Source organism: Ruminococcus sp. OM04-4AA (assembly GCF_003462585.1).
In the GTDB taxonomy this organism is placed as follows: domain Bacteria; phylum Bacillota; class Clostridia; order Lachnospirales; family Lachnospiraceae; genus Mediterraneibacter; species Mediterraneibacter faecis.
Map to the genome: position 1 here is coordinate 12,049 of NZ_QTZH01000024.1, position 17,145 is coordinate 29,193.

13 protein-coding genes and 2 pseudogenes are annotated in these 17,145 nt (G+C 43.3%); 6 read left to right on the forward strand and 9 right to left on the reverse strand.

Annotated features, from left to right (window positions below):
* Window positions 1-200 precede the first annotated feature (200 nt).
* The gene (locus DXB52_RS08580) at window positions 201-686 is read left to right on the forward strand and encodes a GNAT family N-acetyltransferase (protein ID WP_118106955.1); all 486 of its coding nucleotides are present in this window, start codon (window positions 201-203) and stop codon (window positions 684-686) included.
* Between the two features lie 42 nt (window positions 687-728).
* Here the strand turns inward: DXB52_RS08580 and DXB52_RS08585 are convergent, their stop codons facing one another.
* The 3 genes from DXB52_RS08585 to DXB52_RS08595 all read right to left on the reverse strand — a co-directional run bounded on the left by DXB52_RS08585 (window position 729) and on the right by DXB52_RS08595 (window position 3,494).
* Window positions 729-1,502, reverse strand: a complete 774-nt coding sequence (locus tag DXB52_RS08585) for a histidine phosphatase family protein (protein WP_117908558.1) — start codon at window positions 1,500-1,502, stop codon at window positions 729-731.
* On the reverse strand, window positions 1,499-2,509 hold the full coding sequence (locus DXB52_RS08590) for an alpha/beta hydrolase (RefSeq protein ID WP_118106957.1): 1,011 nt from the start codon (window positions 2,507-2,509) through the stop codon (window positions 1,499-1,501). Before DXB52_RS08590 ends, DXB52_RS08585 begins: the two co-directional genes overlap by 4 nt.
* Before the next feature lie 154 nt (window positions 2,510-2,663).
* Complete coding sequence (locus tag DXB52_RS08595; RefSeq protein ID WP_117542147.1) at window positions 2,664-3,494, reverse strand: Mrp/NBP35 family ATP-binding protein; 831 nt, start codon at window positions 3,492-3,494, stop codon at window positions 2,664-2,666.
* A 224-nt stretch (window positions 3,495-3,718) separates the two neighbouring features.
* Here DXB52_RS08595 and glgX point away from each other — a divergent pair, with 224 nt between their 5' ends.
* The 4 genes and pseudogenes from glgX (at window position 3,719) to DXB52_RS08615 (ending at window position 9,773) form a co-directional block, all read left to right on the forward strand.
* Complete coding sequence (glgX, locus tag DXB52_RS08600; protein WP_118106959.1) at window positions 3,719-5,806, forward strand: glycogen debranching protein GlgX; 2,088 nt, start codon at window positions 3,719-3,721, stop codon at window positions 5,804-5,806.
* Between the two features lie 243 nt (window positions 5,807-6,049).
* Window positions 6,050-7,881: pseudogene (locus DXB52_RS08605) on the forward strand (NAD(P)-binding protein).
* The gene (locus DXB52_RS08610; protein WP_118106961.1) at window positions 7,875-9,611 is read left to right on the forward strand and encodes a [FeFe] hydrogenase, group A; all 1,737 of its coding nucleotides are present in this window, start codon (window positions 7,875-7,877) and stop codon (window positions 9,609-9,611) included. The pseudogene DXB52_RS08605 and the gene DXB52_RS08610 overlap by 7 nt, the downstream one beginning before the upstream one ends.
* A gap of 12 nt (window positions 9,612-9,623) precedes the next feature.
* On the forward strand, window positions 9,624-9,773 hold the full coding sequence (locus tag DXB52_RS08615) for a diguanylate cyclase domain-containing protein (RefSeq protein WP_227189738.1): 150 nt from the start codon (window positions 9,624-9,626) through the stop codon (window positions 9,771-9,773).
* A gap of 45 nt (window positions 9,774-9,818) precedes the next feature.
* Here DXB52_RS08615 and glmS read toward each other — a convergent pair whose 3' ends face one another.
* The 3 genes from glmS to DXB52_RS08630 form a co-directional block, all read right to left on the reverse strand.
* Window positions 9,819-11,687, reverse strand: coding sequence for a glutamine--fructose-6-phosphate transaminase (isomerizing) (gene glmS, locus DXB52_RS08620; protein ID WP_117567947.1), 1,869 nt, complete (start codon window positions 11,685-11,687; stop codon window positions 9,819-9,821).
* A gap of 194 nt (window positions 11,688-11,881) precedes the next feature.
* Window positions 11,882-12,598: a tRNA 2-thiocytidine biosynthesis TtcA family protein gene (locus DXB52_RS08625; RefSeq protein WP_117567946.1), complete on the reverse strand. Its 717-nt coding sequence runs from the start codon at window positions 12,596-12,598 to the stop codon at window positions 11,882-11,884.
* Window positions 12,595-12,963, reverse strand: coding sequence for a hypothetical protein (locus tag DXB52_RS08630; protein ID WP_227189737.1), 369 nt, complete (start codon window positions 12,961-12,963; stop codon window positions 12,595-12,597). Before DXB52_RS08630 ends, DXB52_RS08625 begins: the two co-directional genes overlap by 4 nt.
* Before the next feature lie 274 nt (window positions 12,964-13,237).
* Here DXB52_RS08630 and DXB52_RS08635 point away from each other — a divergent pair, with 274 nt between their 5' ends.
* Window positions 13,238-14,887 (forward strand): flavodoxin family protein, encoded by a 1,650-nt coding sequence (locus DXB52_RS08635; protein ID WP_118106963.1) that lies wholly within the window; start codon window positions 13,238-13,240, stop codon window positions 14,885-14,887.
* A gap of 130 nt (window positions 14,888-15,017) precedes the next feature.
* Here DXB52_RS08635 and DXB52_RS08640 read toward each other — a convergent pair.
* The 3 genes and pseudogenes from DXB52_RS08640 to DXB52_RS08650 all read right to left on the reverse strand — a co-directional run.
* A pseudogene (locus DXB52_RS08640) lies at window positions 15,018-15,149 on the reverse strand (GDP-mannose 4,6-dehydratase); the annotation flags it as partial.
* Window positions 15,139-15,270: a hypothetical protein gene (locus DXB52_RS17030; protein WP_264466793.1), complete on the reverse strand. Its 132-nt coding sequence runs from the start codon at window positions 15,268-15,270 to the stop codon at window positions 15,139-15,141. The gene DXB52_RS17030 and the pseudogene DXB52_RS08640, both read right to left, overlap by 11 nt.
* Window positions 15,271-15,278: 8 nt before the next feature.
* Entirely contained in the window at window positions 15,279-16,208 is a 930-nt protein-coding gene (locus tag DXB52_RS08650; RefSeq protein ID WP_118106965.1) for an Rpn family recombination-promoting nuclease/putative transposase, read from the reverse strand.
* Window positions 16,209-17,145: the final 937 nt, after the last annotated feature.

Here is a 17,145-nt window from a genome sequence, read left to right on the forward strand (position 1 = left end):
ATTTTCCCCATGTGTACGGTCGGATTCACACGCAAATAAACGATCTGATTTTCTTTCTGAAAAACCTCTAGGTACTTTTCCTCTATGATAACGTTTTCACTTTCTTTTTTCTTTATATTTTTGTCAATAGAGTTATATTCTGTTTTTTGATATAATAGTGCATTAGAGTATCTATATTTAGTTTATGAAAGAGGAATATTATGGAAATCAGAAAGACCAGGCCGGAAGAATTAGACGTGCTTCTTAAAATGTACGAAAACGCACGCAGATTTATGGCAACTCACGGAAATGCTTCCCAGTGGGGAAACACTTATCCTTCTCCGCAGTTAATTCTGGACGATATTACTGAGGGGAACAGTTATGTCTGCACAGAGCAGGATCAGATCATTGCCACTTTCTATTATAAAGAAGGTGCTGATCCTACTTATATGCGTATCTACGATGGCGACTGGATCAATGACTCCCGTTACGGAGTTGTCCACCGCATCACTTCCACCGGAAATGTAAAAGGTGCTGCTTCCTTCTGCCTGAACTGGGCTTTGGAGCAATGCGGCAATATCCGTATTGACACACACCGTGACAACATCGTAATGCAGCATCTGTTAGATAAGAATGGATTCAAATATTGCGGAATCGTATATGTTGAAGATGGAACAGAACGAATTGCTTATCAGAAGGTGGTTTAATAATACCAAAATCCATAAAGCAAGGAGCAGAGACATTTGATTTTAATGTCTCTGCTCCTTGTTGCTATATGTCTCACAGAATCTTGCTGCGAAGGACGGTTCTTCTCCACCTGCATAGAGATGTGAGATATCTCCTACTTTCAATCCTCGGAAATATGCCGTTCCCTGTTCTCTCTCTTCTGTTACTACTTCTGTCACAGAAGTCGGTGCAAGAGCCAGACTATGCCAAAGCACGAATGGTGATACATTCCATAAATGGGACAACAGCACGCAGCTGATTCCGAAATGGCAGAAAAATGTCACTGTCTCATCACTTTCTTTCTCCACACGATAATGCGCCCCTTCTCTTACGTATCCATGCTCTGCGAGAAAGCGATCAAATTCTTCAATCACATGATCGTATACTTCTACGAGATCGGAATTTTTCGCCACTTCTGTTTCTCTCCATGTATTTTTATCCATATAAGCTTCATGTTCTGTCCAATACCCCGGAACCATATCCCATGCAATTCTAGGTAAGAAATACCCTCCTTCTTTTTTCACATCAGGATATGCTTTTTCAAGTTCCGGATTTTTATTCAAATCAACCTGCGCCGGGAACTCTTGCAGCCAATCCAATATTTCTGCTGTTTTTCCAGTTACCTCAAGACATGGAGCCGCCGTATCCTTCGCTCTTCCAAGTGGAGACTTATAGCATTCCCCCATATTCATAGATACTGCACGTTTTGCAAGCAGTGCTGCTTCACGTCTTCCTTTTTCTGTTAATGTGTCATTTACATAATCCGGATCTCCGTGACGGATCAATAGAATTCTCATCGTGCTTCTCCTTTGTAATCAATTATTTTCTCCAGCCATTCCTCTGCCAGTTTGGGCCAGATCTGTACTTCTTTCAGAGTCTTTCGGATTTCTTCTTTCTGCTCTGCTGTCCATTTCGGTGGCTGTGTTCTTCCAATCCCATTTTGCACAAGAAGTTCTTCTCCCTTTTCCTTTGAAAATGAAGTTTCTCCCGCAAGAATCGCTTCTGCAAGCATACGAAGCTGCTCCTGTGTATAAGGCTGTCTTCCTCTGCGTTCCAGCCAGTCCTCTGTTGCAACAGACATTCCATGTACGCCTTCTGAAAATACATGGTGCGCAAATGGAACTCCTTCTTCCAGACATTTCTGGGCTAAAAGATAGCTATTCTGTACCGGAACGGTTCCATCCGTTGCTGTCTGCCAAATGAAACATGGTGGTATTTCTTTTGTTACATACTTTTCAATTGACATATATTCTAACTCTTTCTTTGTTGAATTCTTCCCTAAAAGAGCTACAAAAGAATCTCTGTGAGCATATTTTCCTGAAGTAATTACCGGATAAGACAGTACAGCAGCATCCGGTTTGTTTGAAAACTTCTGATATTTTTCATCAGGATCCTCGATATCCGCTCCATGCACACACAGACTCGCACACAGATGTCCTCCAGCTGAAAATCCACAAACCACGATCTGATCCGATAAAATATGCAGCTGTTCTGCACGAAAACGGATCATTCGCATTGCTCTGGAAATATCTTTCAGCGGCTGAAGCTTTAATGGTGCTTCATCCAGTGGATTCACTGTATATTCAAGGACGAACACATTATAACCGGCCTGATAAAATTCCGTAGCAACCAGATGTGCTTCCGAAGGCGATACAAGTCTGTAACCGCCTCCCGGAACAACCAGCATTGCCGGATGCAGCAGCTCATCCTCATGAATATAGCTGACCATAATCGGGATAAACCCATGCGCCGCTGGGTAATGATATTCTTCTTTGTGCCATAATTCTATTCTTTCGCCTATCATGTGTTAATTCCTCCTGTGTAATTTATAATTTGTGCTTTTCTGTTATTTCTTTTGGGAGCACGGACTTTGCTCGTTGCTCGCGTAAAAAAGCCATGAAAGACAAGATCCCCCAACCTTGTCTTCCATGACTCCCATTACATACACTCAACTTGCTTTACAGCTCGAAACCTTCCAGATATGGATTCTCTGCCTCAGAAAACTTCTCTTCCTCAACCATCTGCGCGATTGCCGGGTCAAGTGGCATCTTTCCAAGAACCGGAACATTAAGATCTGCTGCAATCTCATCAATGTGGCTCTCTCCAAATACTTTAATCTCTTTGCCACAATCCGGACACTTCACATAGCTGTAGTTCTCAACAATTCCAAGAACCGGAATATTCATCTGCTTCGCCATTCCATATGCCTTCTTCACGATCATCTGTACAAGATCCTGCGGAGATGTAACGATCACAACGCCATCAACCGGAAGAGACTGGAATACTGTCAGCGGAACATCACCTGTTCCAGGTGGCATATCAACGAAAAGATAATCAAGATCTCCCCACATAACGTCTGTCCAAAACTGCTTTACAACACCTGCGATCACTGGTCCCCTCCAAATAACCGGTGCTTCCTCATCTTCCAAAAGAAGATTGACAGACATGATCTTTGTTCCGTCTGCTGCCTCACATGGAAGAATTCCCTGCTCTGTTCCTACTGCCATCTCATGAAGACCATACATCTTCGGAATCGATGGACCTGTAATATCTGCATCCATGATACCAACATTGTATCCTTTTGCTCTCATCATTCTTGCAAGGGATGCTGTCACAAGTGACTTACCAACGCCGCCCTTTCCGCTGACAACGCCGATTACTTTCTTAATAGATGAATACATATTCATCGGTTCATGCATATCAACTTTCTTGCTTGTGCACGTTCCTGCACTGGCACAGCTGGCACAGGATTCCTCTGAACATCCTGCTGTGTTCTGCTCTTCTGCCATAATACCATAACCTCTTTTCTACAAATAATGATGTCGCTTCCATTCACAAATTCTGCGTCCGGTAACACATCTCGTCAGAAATTTTTCTGACACAGTGACACTATTGTAACACATTTCATAAAAGAATGATAGGCTGAACCCACGCTTTTATTTTTCTATGCTTTTATTTTTCTAAGTGTTATACTTAAGTTACTTGAATACAACTTAGAAAGGAGTTTTTCTGTATGCCAGTAATATCCGAACAGCTCAAGCCAATCGATACCGTCAATGGATTCCAGATCCGCCCCGGCTTTTTCCGTGAATTCGGTGCAGTCGCTATCCCAGGTGGTGTCAACTTTACGATTCATACACACGGTGCTATCTCCTGCGAGCTTCTGCTGTTTCACCGCAAAGCCGAAGAACCATACGCCGTGATTCCATTTCCGGAAAGTTACAGGATCGGATTCTGCTATTCTATGATCGTCTTTGATCTGGATATCGAAGAATTTGAGTACGCCTATCGATTGGATGGTCCTTATGATGAAAAGAAAGGACTCCGTTTTGATAAAAACAAAATCCTGCTGGATCCTTATGCACGTGCAGTCACCGGACAGAGCCAGTGGGGACATGTGAATAACGCCCAGCATGGTTATCGTGCCCGCGTGGTACAATCCAACTTTGACTGGGGTGACCAGCGTCACCATTCTATCCCTATGGAAGACTTGATCATCTACGAGCTGCACGTCCGCGGATTTACCATGGATGAAAGTTCCGGTGTTAAGCACCACGGTACCTTCGAAGGTCTGCGCGAAAAGATTCCTTATTTGAAAGAACTTGGAGTCAACGCTGTTGAACTAATGCCAATCTTTGAATTTGATGAGATGCGCGATGTACGATTGATTGATGAAAATGAACTTATTGATTTCTGGGGATATAATCCGGTCAGTTTCTTTGCACCAAATACAAGCTACTGCTCTTCTATGGAATATAACCGCGAAGGACTGGAACTCAAGACACTGATCAAAGATCTCCATGACAATGGGATAGAAGTGATCCTCGACGTTGTCTTCAACCACACTGCCGAAGGAAATGAATTCGGTCCGTGCTTTTCTTTCAAAGGGTTTGACAACAACATTTACTATATGTTGACTCCGGACGGACATTATTATAATTTCAGTGGATGTGGAAATACATTAAACTGCAATCACCCGGTCGTGCGAGACATGATTTTGGAGTGTCTGCGTTACTGGGTCATCGAATACCGTGTAGACGGATTCCGTTTTGATCTCGCTTCGATTCTCGGACGAAATGATGACGGAACACCTCTAAGCCAGCCACCGCTTCTGCGAAGCCTGGCTTTTGACTCAATCCTTGGAAATGTAAAACTGATCGCTGAAGCATGGGATGCCGGCGGACTTTATCAAGTCGGTTCCTTCCCTTCCTGGAAGCGTTGGGCTGAATGGAATGGGCGCTACCGTGATGATATGCGCCGCTTTTTAAAAGGAGATGACTTCCTTGCCCAGACTGCTGCCGCAAGAATCACAGGTTCTCCTGATCTGTACGATCCTGCTTACCGAGGTGGAAATGCTTCCATCAACTTTCTCACCTGTCATGATGGCTTCACGCTTTGTGACCTGTACAGTTATAACCAGAAGCATAATGAAGCCAACGGTTGGGGGAACACTGACGGAGCTGACGACAATAACAGCTGGAACTGTGGCGTAGAAGGCGAAACAAATGATTCCGCTGTTCTGGTGCTTCGCAAACGACTGATGAAAAATGCATGTGCCGTTCTGCTTTGTAGCCGTGGAACTCCAATGTTCCTCTCCGGTGATGAATTCGCAGACACACGTTATGGAAATAATAACCCTTATTGTCAGGATAACCTGATCTCTTGGCTGGACTGGAGTCTCCTCAAAAAAAATAAAGATCTGTTCGATTTCTTTCAATATATGATCCAGTTCCGCAAAGATCATCCTGCCATCCGTAAGGATCTCGAACCAAGTTATCTTGGTATTCCGGCGATGAGCACGCATGGACTCACTCCGGATGAGACAAATTTCTCCGGTGACAGCCATGTTGTCTGTGTACGATTCGCAGGTTATAATGAAGCAACACAAGAAGAAGATCTTGTTTATCTGGCTGTAAATTCCGGATGGTTTCCGGTCACACTCACTCTGCCGGAACTTCCTGAACATTATGAATGGAAAGTTGCGGTCAACACCGGAGATCCTAAATGTCAGTTTTTTCACAAAAATTCAATGCCCACGGTAGAATCTAAAATATTTTTAGGTGAACGCTCTGTTATCATTTTCGTTGCTACCGCTATATGAATTAAATTTTTTTAGCTGTTTCTCAATATTTTTTAGAATATTTTTGTTTATTTTTGACAAGCTTGTTGTTTGTATAATAAATAACAGGCTCGTCATTTTTTAAACTTTTCTTGATAATTTTTAGATTTATTTGTAGAATATTACCAAATGGAACTTTACTGGTTTGAAGATAGGTTTTTCAAATACATTTCCTATTTTAAAATCAGTCAGTAATGAACGTTATGGTAAAAGGAGAGGTTTAAAATGAGTAGACTTGAAATCCCAGGTCCAGACAAAGGCCAGCTCGTCGTTGAAGAGCTGTACAAAGATCTGGAACGCAGAATTGAATCCAGCCCTCCGGGATTATGTCCGGTTGACATGACTCGTGCATTCATCGAGATGTGTCAGACGCAATCCTGTGGAAAATGTACCCCGTGCCGCGTTGGGCTGTGGCAACTGAAGAACCTTCTGACAGATGTTATGAACGGGACTGCTACAATGGAGACACTCGATCTGATTGACACACTGTCTGAATCTATCCGCGAAGGTTCTGACTGTCCGATCGGATATGAAGCTGGTGCCATGGTACATAAGAGCTTAAGAGACTGTCGCGAAGATTATGAGGAACATGTCCGTCAGGGACGCTGTACCTGCCACTATACACAGCCTGTACCTTGCGTTTCTCTCTGTCCTGCACATGTTGATATCCCTGGATATATCGCACTGACCGGAGAGGGGCGTTACGCCGACGCAATTCGTCTGATCCGTAAGGATAATCCGTTCCCGACAACCTGCGGTTTTATCTGCGAGCATCCTTGTGAGGCCCGCTGCCGTAGAAATATCGTAGATGATGCCATCAATATCCGTGGACTGAAACGTATGGCCGCTGACTATGCAGGCAAAGTTCCGCCACCGGAATGCGCACCTTCCACCGGAAAGCGTATCGCTGTTGTAGGTGGAGGACCTGGTGGACTCAGTGCTGCTTACTACCTGCAGTTGATGGGACATCAGACAACCGTATTCGAGATGCTTCCAAAGCTCGGCGGAATGCTCCGCTACGGTATCCCGAACTACAGACTTCCGAAAGATCGTTTGGACGAAGACATTCAGGCAATCCTTGAGACCGGAGTTCAGGTAGAATTTGGAAAACGTATCGGTAAAGATATCACAATTCAGAGTCTGCGCCAAGAATACGATGCTGTTCTTATTTCCATCGGTGCAAGCACTGATAAGAAGCTTGGTATCGAAGGCGAGCATGCAGAAGGCGTGATCTCCGCCGTATCTTCCTTCGTGATGTCGGAGAAAATAAGAGCCCTGATCTTACCGGACAGGAAGTTGCTGTCATCGGTGGCGGTAATGTTTCTATGGACGCTGTCCGCACAGCAAAACGTCTCGGTGCTAAAAAAGTAAGTATCGTTTACAGACGCCGTACTGCAGATATGACTGCTCTTCCGGCTGAGATTGAAGGTGCTGTTGCTGAGGGAATTGAAGTTCTCACATTGAAAGCTCCATCCAGAATAGAGACAGATGAGAATGGACACGTTTCAGGCATCTACGTCACACCACAGATGATCAGCAAGATCAAAGACGGTCGTGCAAGTGTCTGTCCGACAGGAGAAGAAGATTTCCTTATCCCTTGCCAGACACTCATCGTTGCAATCGGTCAGGATATCGAATCTGAACACTTTGCCGAAGCCGGCGTTCCGGTTTCCCGCGGTAAGATCATGACAGAACGTTATGGCGGTTTCGATAACATCCCTGGCGTATTCGCCGGTGGAGACTGTGCGTCCGGACCTGCTTCTGTAATCAAAGCAATTGCTGCTGCAAAGGTTGTTGCCGCCAATATCGATGAATATCTTGGTTTCCACCATATCATCAGCTGCGATGTTGAGATTCCGGAGCCACGTTTAAGCGACCGTGAGCCATGTGGAAGAGTTGAGATAACAGAGCGCGAAGCCTGTAGCCGTGTCTGTGACTTCGAAGGCGTTGAAAACTGTATGACAGAAGCCGAAGCAAAACAGGAATCCCACAGATGCCTGCGCTGCGACCACTTCGGTTATGGTATTTTTAAAGGAGGTCGGAAAGAAAAATGGTAAATATTACAATTGATAATCAGAAAATATCCGTACCTTCCGGAACTACTATCATGGAAGCTGCGGCAAAGCTTGGAACTCCGATTCCGAAATTATGTTATTTAAAAGATATCAACGAGATTGCGGCCTGCCGTGTCTGTGTTGTTGAGATTGAAGGGAAAGATCGTCTGGTCACCTCCTGTAATAACGTTGTGACCGAGGGCATGGTGATCTACACCAACAGCCCAAAAGTACGCATTGCAAGAAGACAGACTGTACAGCTTATCCTTTCCCAGCATGACTGCAAATGTGCAACCTGTGTCAGAAGCGGGAACTGTACACTTCAGCAGGTTGCAAATGACCTGAACCTGATCGATCTTCCGTTCAAAGAACGTTTTGAAGAAACTCCTTGGGACAAGACATTCCCTCTCATCCGTGATTCACGCAAATGTATCAAATGTATGCGCTGTATCCAGATTTGTGACAAGATCCAGGGACTGAACATCTGGGATGTTACAAGTACAGGTTCAAGAACAACGATCAATGTAAACGGAAATAAAAAGATCAACGAAGTCTCCTGTTCTCTCTGCGGGCAGTGTATCACACATTGTCCGGTCGGTGCACTTCGTGAGCGTGATGATACAGAAGACGTATGGAGTGCGATTGCTGACAAGAAGAAAGTTGTTGTCGCACAGGTTGCTCCGGCAGTCCGTGCCGCGTGGGGAGAGGCTCTCGGTCTTTCCAGAGAAGAAGCAAAAATCGGAAAGATCATGGACGCCTTGAAAAAGATCGGCGTAGACTACGTCTTCGATACTTCTTTCTCTGCTGACCTTACAATCATGGAAGAAGGAAATGAATTTCTGCAGCGCTTCACCAAAGGAGAATTAAAGCTGCGTCCGATGTTCACTTCCTGCTGCCCTGGATGGATCCGTTTCATCAAATCACAGTACCCACATCTGGTGCCACAGCTGTCCACAGCCAAGTCACCACAGCAGATGTTCGGTGCTGTTATGAAGACTTATTTTGCACAGTCCATCGGTGTTGCTCCGGAAGATATTTACACCGTATCTGTCATGCCTTGCGTAGCAAAAAAAGGCGAACGCAACATGGAACTTTTCTACGGTGAGTATGCCGGACATGACATTGACACAGTTCTCACTACAAGAGAGCTGACAAGAATGATCCGTGCTGCACATATTGATCCAAAGAGCCTGAAAGACCGCGAATGTGATCCGCTTATGAAAGAGTGGTCCGGTGCCGGTGTTATCTTCGGTGCTACCGGCGGTGTTATGGAAGCTGCACTTCGTTCCGCACACTATCTTGTAACCGGACGTAACCCGGATCCGGATGCATTTAAGATCGTCCGCAGTCCATCCTTTGAGACGGGTGTTGTAGAAGCTGAAGTACAGATCGGTGATGCTACGATCCGCGCTGCTGTTGTCAGTGGTCTTGGAAATGTACGCAAACTGCTTGAAGCAATTGAACATGGTGAAGTACACTACGACTTTGTGGAAGTTATGGCCTGTCCAGGAGGATGCGTCGGCGGAGGCGGTCAGCCGATCCACGACGGCGAAGAACTTGCACACACACGTGGTGCAAACCTCTATTTCCTTGACAAGAACGCCAAGATCAGATTCTCCCATGAGAACCAGGATGTTATGAAATTGTACAACGATTTCCTTGAGAAACCATTGTCACACAAATCACATATGCTGCTTCATACAGATCATACAAAGTGGGAGATGCCGAGATAACTATTCATCATTTTGCATTCTGAAATAGGCATCCCAAAAGTTTCAATCAGTGCAGGGGCCGCATTTTCCGACCGTGAAAATCCTAGCGAAAGTATTTTCAAAGATGCCGACAAGGCTCTGTATCACGTAAAGAAAAACGGGCGAAACGGATGCGGTTTTTAATAAAGAAAAAGCAGGCAGAACAAGTTTGTCCTGCCTGCTTTTTCTTTATTCTACTGTTACACTCTTCGCAAGGTTTCTCGGTTTATCTACATCAAGTCCCTTCGCAACACTTACATAATATCCAAGTAACTGCAGCGGAATCACTGCGAGACTTCCCATGAAATGCTCATCCACTTTCGGAACATAGACTGTAAAGTCTACCTTATCTTCCATCTCATAATTGCCATAGTTTGTCACACCCATCAGATATGCGCCACGGCTCTTGCATTCCATCATATTGCTGACTGTCTTCTCATACAGCTTGCTCTGTGTCAGAACTCCGATCACAAGAATGTTGTCCTCGATCAGACTGATTGTTCCATGCTTCAACTCACCTGCTGCATAAGCCTCGGAATGAATATAAGAAATCTCTTTCAGTTTCAGACTTCCTTCCAGACACACTGCATAATCAACTCCACGACCTACAAAGAAAACATCATGTGCATTCGCATATTTGGCTGCGAACCACTGGATTCTCTCCTTGTCCTGAAGAATCTTCTCGATCTTGTCCGGAATCGTCTGAAGTTCAGAAATGTAGTAGCTGTACTGCTCGTCTGTGATCAGCCCCTTCACCTTCGCGAACTGAACCGCAATACAATCCAAAGCCACAAGCTGTGCACTGTATCCCTTTGTTGTCGCAACCGAAATCTCCGGTCCTGCCAGTGTATAGAACACCTTGTCCGCCTCACGGGCAATACTGCTTCCAATTACATTTACAACTGCAAGTGTAGCAAGTCCTTTCTCTTTCGCCATACGCATTGCTGCCAATGTATCTGCTGTCTCTCCGGACTGGCTGATCACGATAACCAGACCATCCTTCACAAGCGGCATCTCACGATAACGGAACTCAGATGCAAGCTCTACTCGAACCGGAATCTGGGCCATCTCTTCAATTACATACTGCGCCTCTACTCCGACATGCCATGCAGATCCGCACGCAACAATGTAAATCTGGCTGTACTTCTTGATCTCTTCCTCTGTAAGATCAATATCAGTAAAATCGATCACTCCGTCTTTTACAACTGAATTCAGAGTATCACGGATTGCTTTCGGCTGCTCATAGATCTCTTTCATCATAAAATGCTCAAATCCAGCCTTTTCTGCTGCCTCTGCATCCCATTTGATCTCTGTTGTCTCTTTCTCGATCTCATCACCGTTCAGGTCATAGAAATGAGCCTCGCCCGGAGTAAGTTTCGCAAACTCAAGATTTCCGATATAATATACATTTCTTGTATATTTCAGAATAGCTGGAACATCAGATGCCACATAGGTCTCGCCATCTGCGATACCGATGATCATCGGGCTGTCTTTTCTAGCAACCCAGATCTCTCCAGGATAATCCTTGAACATCAATTCAAGTGCATAAGAACCACGTACACGAACCATTGTCTTTGCGATCGCATCGATCGGTCCTAAATTGTATTTCTTATAATAGTAATCAACCAGCTTAATCACTACTTCTGTATCTGTATCACTGTAGAATGTATAACCATGCTTTAACAGCTTCTCTTTCAGCTCTGTGTAATTCTCAATGATACCATTGTGAACTCCGACCACTTCAGACTCCACGGTACCGGAACCACTTTTCTCACAGTTTCCTGACACATGCGGATGTGCATTCACCTGGCTCGGCTCACCGTGAGTCGCCCAGCGTGTATGACCGATACCACAAGTTCCCTTAAGTGCCTTACCACTGTCAGTCTTCTCTGAAAGATTGCTCAAACGTCCCTTCGCCTTAACAACCTGTGACAGATGCTCTCCGTCACGCACTGCAAGACCGGCTGAATCATATCCTCTGTATTCCAACTTGGACAATCCGTCCAACAGAATCGGAGCTGCCTGATGATTTCCTGTAAATCCTACGATTCCACACATAAATAATTCCTCCTATTAACTATCTGTATCCCACTCTACAAATAGTTATATGCATTTCCATGTTGTTTTCCCTTTTCAATGAGCCTATCACTTTCGTAATTGTTACAAAAAAGTTAAATAACTCATTCGTTAGTGTAACACAGATAGGCGAAATAGGGAAGTAAAAAATGCATTTTCTTAATCGCTTTCCATTGCTACATTGGCCAGTCAGGAAACCTTCCGTTCATGATTGCATGCATAATCCTCTCCTTCGCCCCTGGTGTCTCCCTGTTGATCTGCTCTATTAGCTGTTTTGCATACGCTCTTTTTGTTGAGCCGTCTACCGGGCAGGTATTCTTAACCACACGGATTCCCTGGTCTGCAACAAAATGCGCTACCCCCTGCTCCGGAACATACATCATCGGACGGATCACCGTCACTCCGGCTTCCGGTAATTCTGTCACCGGTGGAAATGCATAGAATCGTCCTTCATAGATCAATGACATCAATGCTGTCTCTATAAAATCATCCTTATTATGTGCATATGCCATCTTATTGATTCTAAGCTCTCCCAGTCGTTGATACATCGCACCCTTCCGAAGTTTTGCACACAACGAACACGGCCTTACATCCTTGTTTTCCTGAAATACGATCCGGGCGATCTCTGTATCGACCTGCTCATAAGGAATCTCCAAGTGCTTACAATACTCTGCTACACCCGTAAAATCCATTCCTTCAAATCCCACGTTACAGGTAATGGCGGATAATTCGAACCGCTTCGGGTAAAATCCTTGCAGCAGTTTCATTGCATACAGCAATGTCAACGAGTCCTTTCCACCGGAAACGCCTACAGCAATCCTATCGCCCTCTTCTATCATGTTATAATCTTGTATTGCCTGACGGATCAGGCTTAATAATTTCTGTTGTTTCATATTTCCTTCATTTTTTCTTTCACTTTATCCGGTACATCGATCAGTCCAAATCGATAAAACATTCCATAAATGTAGGTAACGCCCCTGATATCTCCAAGAGCCTTCGGCCTTTCCACTATTTCTCCTGTCTGCTTTATATTATGAAACGCCAGCTTCACCGAACTCCAGGCCAGACTTTTACTTTTTTCTCTGCGGTCGATCCATAATTCTTTCGTATATTCACCATTTCTTCCTTTTCTCACTTCATAGGTGAACGGCAAACCGGAATATGTTTTAAACATTATATTTTGATAACTGAGGATCATATCCCATAAATGCTCTTCACTCGGTTCTTCCTGCAGTCTTCTCATTAAATCATAATTCATATCAGAAGCTTTCCTCAACTACTACTTTGCATCTTTCTATGCTCATCACATAACCTTCCAAATATTAGTTTCATAATATCACTTTTCCATAATACTTTACAACAATTTTGCGAAATTCGGGTTGCGGATTTTGTAAGCATCTCTTATACTTTATTATTATGATGTAGGTGCGGGAATTGCATAGCAATGGAGCAATCCGGTTGCATCAGTGAGTGGAAAAATTTTACTTTTTGCACTCACACCTTATTATGTATGAACGTGGAGGGATGAAAGCATGAAGATACTTCTGATCAACGGGAGTCCTAAAGGTAAAAGAAGTAATTCATTAAAGCTTGCATACAGTTTCATTGAAGGATTTAAAAATGGATGTACGAATGATGAAGAAAGCCTCTCCATCGATGAACTCCATGTAGCTTCAATGAATATAGCTGCGTGTAAAGGATGCTTTGCGTGCTGGCAGAAAACACCTGGCATATGCTGTATCAAGGATGATATGCAAACGGTTATTGAAAAACTGATTGATGCTGATCTTATTCTTTGGTCTTTTCCACTGTACTATTTTAATGTCCCAGCTATCTTAAAGAATTTGATCGATCGTCAGCTTCCTATGAGTCTTCCTTTTATGAGTTCAAAGCAGGACGGATACGGAAGCGGAAGTCATGACTCCAGATATGATATGGAAGGTAAAAGACATGTGCTGATCTCCACCTGTGGCTTTTATTCTGCTGTTGGAAACTATGACAGTGTATTGCGGATGTTTGATCATTTTCTCGGCAAAGGAAATTATACGACCATCTTTTGTGGTCAGGGAGAATTATTCCGTGTAAAAGAATTGTCTGCAAGAACAGATGAATATCTTTCCACTGTAAAGTGTGCCGGCTCAGAATATGCAATGACTGGAACAATTTCTGAAAAAACAGATACAATACTCCACACGCTTTTATATCCCAGAGATGTGTTTGAAAAAATGGCAGATGCCAGCTGGGGCATTAGTAAAACGACCGGAGAAAAGGAACCGGATGATCTTGTATTTACCCGGCAAATGGCCTCTCTTTATAACAAAGACAGCTATGATGGAAAAGAACGCGTACTTGAGATACACTTTACCGATTTGGGACACACCTACCAGATTCAGCTTAGCAAGACTGGAAGTGAAGTTTTTACTGACGGACGTCTTTCTCCAACTACTCGCATAGATACGCCTTTTACTGTATGGTCAGCTATTTCCCGTGGAGAAATCGGTGGCGCAGAAGCATTGGGGAAACAGATGTATACGGTATCCGGTGACTTTTCCTTGATGATTGATTGGGATAAATTCTTCGGAAGCGCATCTGTAGTCAAAAAAACAGAGAAAACGCCTCAAAATACGATTGAACAGAAAAATCCTTCCATGATGACAATGCTTATACCGTGGATTACGTTCTGGATTGCTGTTTCTATTCATCCGGAAGTCGGAGCTGTGATCACACTACTTGTGGTCGCAACAGTACCATTTATTATGCGAAATCGTAAATTTGTAATTTGGGATCAGCTCTCTATGGCAGCTGTTGCTATACTTTCTGCAGCCGCAAATATAACCGGAAACGGAGTTCTTCTGACAAACATCGGATATCTTGTATTTGGACTATTCTGGCTGCTTTCATGCCTGACAAAAGAACCTTTATGCGCTGCGTATGTAAAATATAATTATGGTGGTGAAAGTGCACACCGGAACCCTCTCTTTATGAAAACAAATTATATTCTTGCAGCAGCATGGGGAGTGTTATATGTGCTGACAGCAATCTGGACCTTTCTGCTTAAGAAAGCCGGACTTGGAAGTGTGCTTATCCTTGTGAATAATCTGATTCCTGTATTGATGGGACTTTTCACAGCATGGTTTCAAAAATGGTATCCTGCACGGATGGCAAGAGGCAAGAGAAAATAGTATTTTCTCTTGCGCCTTCACAGATTTCTTCTTCTACCACTTCAGCCGCTTCCTTATTCTCTGCACTGACCGAGATATACATCTTCAACTTCGGTTCTGTTCATGCTCAACAACTGCATAATCGAGCATCCTCCTCAATCAAATGGTCAATACGAACCGTGTTAGAAATAGACGCACGGCGGACAATCCCATGAACTTCATATCCCTTCTCCAGAAGGAACTCCGCAAGATAAGAACCATCCTGACCTGTATTACCTGTAATTAATGTCTTTTACATTATCCCCTTCATAGGAGATCAAAGAACGTATTCCAAGTCCCCTGTCAAAAAATATTTCATCTTCTTCAGAAAATTCCACGCTTCCGAGATATCCCTTATATCCCATAAATTAGATTATAACTCAAACTCTTTCAATAGCTTTTCCTGATACTCCTTATCAACCGCCGCTTTCAATATATCTGCTGTACGCCCGAGTTTTGATAATTCAATATTTAACTGGTTAATTCTGTTTTCTCCTTCTGTTATTCCAATCTTGCGTCCTGCTTCAATTCCTCGTCTTTCTGCGGTTAACATTCCTATATTGTAATCTCTGATTGCTCTTTGCCTTGTCTCGTATTCTAATCTCTTCTTTTCATCTGCGCTTAATTTATCCAATACGTCATATGCTTCTTCCAATTCAGAATTTTTCTTTGCCATTTCTTCAAAATCCTTTCTGGTTTTTCCTCCAAGAAAGCGCATCCACTGCAACAGGCTTGTCTCATTTTTCTCTTCCGGTGGAAGTTTTGACAATTCTAAGATATGCATCTCCATAAGATCTGTATACTCTTTTCCTGTCTTTGCATCGCAGAATGCAATTCTCCGATAACACTCTTTATCATCTAGAAAATGATCATATGCAAGAATGCTCACATGGATACACTTCTTCAAGCAATCGTATCCCTCGCCTTCTTTTATTTCACTTGTATACATCTTACTTAGATAATAAACAGAACGATTTGCCCAGCAATCAAATGCTTCTACCTGCATCTCAAAATCAATCTGTTCTCCATTCTTCAGTTTCACCCGGACATCTAAAATCCCATACTTATCATCTTTCGATTCTTTTCTGAGATTCGTAGGCATAAGTTCCGTGTTCTCTACCTCACCGGATGGAACGTTCAATAGTGCTGCGATAATATTCTTGCGGATGTTATCATTCTGCATCAATTCCTTGAAACAGAAATCTACCGTTGGAAGCATGATAAAGTCTTCCTGCTCCTCTTTCGATTCTTTACAATGTGATGATACGCTCTTAGTTGATACACTTTTCTTGTTTTCTTTCATAGAATTCTCCTCTCTTCTGTGCAACGAATGATTGCCTGAAGAAGAGGATTCTAAAGTTATATTTATCTTAACACAAGATAGTTTTCTATGGAAGTAACTATCCCCTTAAAATCAGATATTTGAGAAACTTACTCCATCACATAATCTTCAAACAATATTCATCTTTTTGGGTTGTCATCGGATTATCTGCTCGAAAATCTGAGCTTATTGAATAATTACCGATTTGGTTCATAGATCTTTTTGCAGTTCATCAGAATGATGACTGCGTGGTATTAGATTAGCATGAGAATTCTATTATTGCAAGCTGAATTTTTGTAAGCATCTCAAAACATGACGCACTAGTATTACAGCAGTTTTTCTTCTATACTAGCCGCATCATCAATGGAGGCACTTACCATTCTGATTCCGTTTCACCAGATGTGTACCAACTTCTTACATTGGCATATTCCAAAAAATACCGTCCTAGCCAATCGCAGACTATCCCACAGTTGCCCCTTGGAAACAGTTCAATAAAACCGTCTCTAAAGAATTCACCGTTCGCGTAGCAGCTCACCAACAAAGTGTTAAGTCTTATGGTCATAACCCGCTGTCGCGCTTCTCCGTTTTTCAAAGTGCTGACCTTTATTGTCATAACCCGTACGCAAACTCACTTTGTTAAAACTATACAACTACATAGCACTTCTTTGTTGCAACATGAACAATCATCCCCCCTCACTACCTCTAATTCTTCGGAAAAATGAAGGTATCATGTCACTACCTTGCTCTGCAATAGAACAGGCTCGCAGTAGGGGTATTTTGCATGAGTTTTATACGCCACCGTAGACCATCAAATCGCCACTGAAAGTTTGAGGTAGACATTCGTCGGAGCCGCAATCGACAAACCAACATAACCGGTACCAGCAACTGCAATTCTATACTCCTTTTTCATGTCCTAATA

Excerpts from the sequence above, each read along its gene's own strand:
- DXB52_RS08580 (WP_118106955.1), top strand. The coding sequence starts at position 201 with ATGGAAATCAGAAAGACCAGGCCGGAAGAATTAGACGTGCTTCTTAAA.
- DXB52_RS08585 (WP_117908558.1), bottom strand. The coding sequence starts at position 1,502 with ATGAGAATTCTATTGATCCGTCACGGAGATCCGGATTATGTAAATGAC.
- DXB52_RS08590 (WP_118106957.1), bottom strand. The coding sequence starts at position 2,509 with ATGATAGGCGAAAGAATAGAATTATGGCACAAAGAAGAATATCATTAC.
- DXB52_RS08595 (WP_117542147.1), bottom strand. The coding sequence starts at position 3,494 with ATGGCAGAAGAGCAGAACACAGCAGGATGTTCAGAGGAATCCTGTGCC.
- glgX (WP_118106959.1), top strand. The coding sequence starts at position 3,719 with ATGCCAGTAATATCCGAACAGCTCAAGCCAATCGATACCGTCAATGGA.
- DXB52_RS08610 (WP_118106961.1), top strand. The coding sequence starts at position 7,875 with ATGGTAAATATTACAATTGATAATCAGAAAATATCCGTACCTTCCGGA.
- glmS (WP_117567947.1), bottom strand. The coding sequence starts at position 11,687 with ATGTGTGGAATCGTAGGATTTACAGGAAATCATCAGGCAGCTCCGATT.
- DXB52_RS08625 (WP_117567946.1), bottom strand. The coding sequence starts at position 12,598 with ATGAAACAACAGAAATTATTAAGCCTGATCCGTCAGGCAATACAAGAT.
- DXB52_RS08630 (WP_227189737.1), bottom strand. The coding sequence starts at position 12,963 with ATGAATTATGATTTAATGAGAAGACTGCAGGAAGAACCGAGTGAAGAG.
- DXB52_RS08635 (WP_118106963.1), top strand. The coding sequence starts at position 13,238 with ATGAAGATACTTCTGATCAACGGGAGTCCTAAAGGTAAAAGAAGTAAT.
- DXB52_RS17030 (WP_264466793.1), bottom strand. The coding sequence starts at position 15,270 with ATGGGATATAAGGGATATCTCGGAAGCGTGGAATTTTCTGAAGAAGAT.
- DXB52_RS08650 (WP_118106965.1), bottom strand. The coding sequence starts at position 16,208 with ATGAAAGAAAACAAGAAAAGTGTATCAACTAAGAGCGTATCATCACAT.